Source organism: Microcoleus sp. (genome assembly GCF_049646505.1).
In the GTDB taxonomy this organism is placed as follows: Bacteria; Cyanobacteriota; Cyanobacteriia; order Cyanobacteriales; family Microcoleaceae; genus Microcoleus.
On sequence record NZ_JBARVX010000398.1, the window covers coordinates 1 to 3,739 of the forward strand.

At 45.5% G+C, this 3,739-nt stretch carries 3 protein-coding genes; 1 reads left to right on the plus strand and 2 read right to left on the minus strand.

Annotated features, from left to right (window positions below; translation table 11 throughout):
* The coding region (locus WBA89_RS19840) for a sensor histidine kinase (RefSeq protein ID WP_424408908.1) at positions 1-737 on the plus strand (737 nt) is incomplete at its 5' end.
* A gap of 432 nt (positions 738-1,169) precedes the next feature.
* Here the strand turns inward: WBA89_RS19840 and WBA89_RS19845 are convergent.
* Together WBA89_RS19845 and WBA89_RS19850 are read right to left on the minus strand one after the other, a co-directional pair.
* Complete coding sequence (locus WBA89_RS19845) at positions 1,170-1,697, minus strand: peptidoglycan-binding domain-containing protein (RefSeq protein WP_424408909.1); 528 nt, start codon at positions 1,695-1,697, stop codon at positions 1,170-1,172.
* A gap of 175 nt (positions 1,698-1,872) precedes the next feature.
* Positions 1,873-3,588, minus strand: coding sequence for an NAD(P)H-hydrate dehydratase (locus WBA89_RS19850; RefSeq protein WP_424408910.1), 1,716 nt, complete (start codon positions 3,586-3,588; stop codon positions 1,873-1,875).
* Positions 3,589-3,739 lie beyond the last annotated feature (151 nt).

Here is a 3,739-nt window from a genome sequence, read left to right on the forward strand (position 1 = left end):
TGATAAATTTAGTTCAGGTTTATCAAGACAACTTTCCCGAACCCGGGCAACAAATTTTAGATGAAATAGAAGCGATTGAATTAGAATATTTAGTAGAAGATTTGCCGAAGATGATTGACTCGATGAAGTTGGGAACCGAACGCATCAGCGACATCATGCAATCTTTGCGAAATTACTCGCGTACTGACGGGATTGAGAAAAAACCAGCAAATATTCACGAACGAATTGACACCACATTAATGATTTTATCGCACCGATTGAAAGCGTCGAGCGATCGCCCTGCCATTAAAATCGTCAAAAACTACGGGGAATTGCCTAACGTAGAGTGCTATCCGGGGCAACTGAATCAGGTATTTATGAATTTGATAGCTAACGCGATCGAGGCTCTGGAAGAATCTAATGTTGGTAAAACCTACAAAGAGATTGAGAGCAACCCCAATACGATTACAATTTCGACCTCTGTTGCCAACTCGGGCGAAAAACTTATCGATCCTACCGTAAAGATTCGGATAGCTGACAATGGAATTGGGATGCCAGAAAACATCAAAGTAAAATTGTTTTCGCCATTTTTTACGACGAAAGCAGAAGGCAAAGGAACCGGATTGGGACTGCCAATTTGCTACGATATAGTCACGAAAAAACACGGGGGAAGTTTAGAATGTTTTTCATTGCCGGGAACGGGAACAGAATTTGCGATCGCCCTTCCGGTGCACAGCATTCCTATCAAGGATAATTAGGGACTTAGGCATTGCCCTTTTTCGTGTCAACTTAAGGTCAAGCCCAGTCAGAGACGGCTGTTTGACTATTAAATCTAGATCCCCCCGCATTCTTGCCCCCTACTCCCCCTGGTTGTAGGGCTACGGTGTACACACAAGTCATGAGATCCCCCCTAACCCCCCTTAAAAAGGGGGGAACCGGAATCAAAGTCCCCCTTTTTAAGGGGGATGCGAGGGGGATCTCCGAGGATTTTGGTTCTACACAGAGATGTGTGTACACGGTAGCTTAAGAAGGGGGGGACAAGAGTCCGATCAAAGTCCCCCTTCTTAAGGGGGATTTAGGGGGATCTAGACTTGGGATAAAACCCAGATTTCTCCAGGCTTTCAGGCGATTGTTGACACGAAGATGGGCAATGCCATGTCCCTACCTGCGGATCGCGATTTCAAGTGCGATTAATGCGGTAACTTGCTCAGAGCGTGCCAAGTTCTTTTCCCCACAATTCCATCGGCTGGTAAACCCTTATTCGTTTGGAACTGGATCACCGCTACTTTTGTCATTGGCCCGAAGAATCCATCAACAGCACCGAAATAGTATCCATTCAATTTCAAGACATTCTGAACAATTTTGACATCATTACCTGAACTACCAATCATCTGAATCGGCTTATCGGGTGCACCAGAATATAGCGCTTGCCAAGTTAGAGAACCCACAACCCCATCTTCAAGTAAAAAGACGCGGTGTTGATAGTCTTTGACGGCGTTTTCAACATAGACGCCGAAAATACCATCAATCAGACCGAAATAATATTGCCAATGAAATAGAAGCTGTTGCAGTTCCTTGACAGCTTGACCTGTAGAACCGCGCCGCAAAGTGGGTTTAATCAGTCGAGATGCTTCAGAAAAGGCTAGATTTGACCCAGAAGTAGAATCGGCGGCGAGAGCCAAAGTTTCATTGTTCGTGGTTCTTTCTTCGGTGTACATGATGGAAATCCTCTTTGCATTCGAGTGTTTGCATTTGATATTTCAGGTATAACTGTTAGGTTTTATGATTGCACAGTCGCTTTTTCGAGTGTCACTCATTTGAGCGTCGCTCGTTTGAGTTAGTCAAAGAAAGAAACTGGGTTTTTTACCGAATCTTATGGTCGAGGTCTATTGTTTACTCAGAAAAATCTCGCAAAGCGGGAATTAAATATTGTGTCAATGTAAAGGCATCTACTCCTAATTCTGTCCGTTCTTTGGCTGCCATAATTGCGGCTCGAGCGTGCCACCACACTGCTGTTGCTGCCACTGATTGCGGGGGAGAATTGCGGGCGATCCTCTTCGTTGGCGCAGCCCCCGTAGGGGCGGGCTTTCCTTCGGATCGCTTCGCTAACGCTAACGCACCTGCTAACAGTCCCCCTAACAAGCCCGTGAGAACGTCGCCGCTGCCCCCTCTGGCGAGGGCTGGGGTGCTTTCGGGATTGAGATAGGTGACGGTACGCGCGGCGCAGCTATCCTGTAGGGAATCGCCGTCATCCTTCCAACTTATGCAAACTTTCGCTCCTTTGAACAACACGACTGCACCGCAAAGCTCAGCCGCGGCTTGAGTTGCGGCAATTCGACTATCGCCTGTTTTGCCGGCTAATTCGGGAAACAAACGCTTAAATTCGCCCTGGTGAGGCGTGATAATTGTCAGTGCTCGGCGTTCCGACAAAATCGGGATTGTGCCGAGTTGAGCGAGGATATTTAAACCGTCGGCATCTAAAACCAAAGGTCGATCGCACTCCAGTAGAGATTCTACAGCGATCGCGGCTTCCAATGTCAGACCGGGCCCGGCGGCGATCGCATCGTAAGCCCTCAAATCAATTGCCACCGGCAACTCCCTAATTGCACCGCTTGGGGTTTCAGGACATCCGATAACTAAAGCTTCCGGCAAGTGGCTGCTCAACATCGGTTTAATCGACTCAGGAACAGCAATTGACAGCATTCCGACACCGCTTGCTCTTGCTCCCAATGCTGACAAAATTGCGGCTCCGCTGTAGCGGCGAGAACCTGCAATAATTAGTAAATGACCGTTGGTGTATTTGTACGAAATTGGCGATCGGGGCAAGGGCAAATGCTGGATTGCCAATGGTTTGGTAATGCGTTGGATTGCTGGCGAATCGCCCAATATTGCTGCAATATCTGCTGTGGGAATATCAAAATCAATTAATTCACAACTGCCGATATATTCTAACGCTTGGTCTTGCAGAAAAGCCATTTTCCACAATCCCAAACACAAGGTATGTTTGGCCCGGATTGCCGTCCCCAAAACTGCTCCGGTATCTGTATGAATTCCCGATGGAATATCTATACTAAAAATGGGTATATTTAAATTATTTATTTCCTCAATAGCTGCGGCTGTGGGATTAGTAATTTCTCGTTCCAATCCAAAGCCAAACAAACCATCGATCAGCAAATCGCAGTTGTTCAGCGATTCAACTTTGTCAACAAAGGGAATTTTTAAAGAACGGGCATAATCAGCATGACTTTTTGTGAGTTCTTTAAGCTTAGAAAACGGGCAGTAAATAACTACGGGAAATCCTTCAAAGTGCAATTCGCGAGCCACAACCAAAGCATCGCCGCCGTTATGTCCGGGCCCAACTAATACGCCGATCGCTGGCAAGGTCGAATTAACAATCTTTTTCCCTTCTTTCCTTTTCCTGCTATCCGTTAAATCCCGTACATTGCTTGTTACCGAACTTTCCTCTTCCTTCCAGAGCGCCTGAATGCGTTTAGCAATCAATCCGGCGACTTTTTCCATTAAAGCTGCTACTGGCATTCCAGCAGCAAATATTCTGGCTTCTATTTGCCGCATTTGGTCGGCGGTGACAACAAATTTTTGAATAGTCATAATTAGAGGGAAGAAGTCATTTGTTATTTGTTATTTGTTATTTGTTATTTGTTATTTGTTATTTGTTATTTGTTATTTGTTATTTGTTATTTGTTATTTGTTATTTGTTATTTGTTATTTGTTATTTGTTATTGGTAACAACTGGCAACTG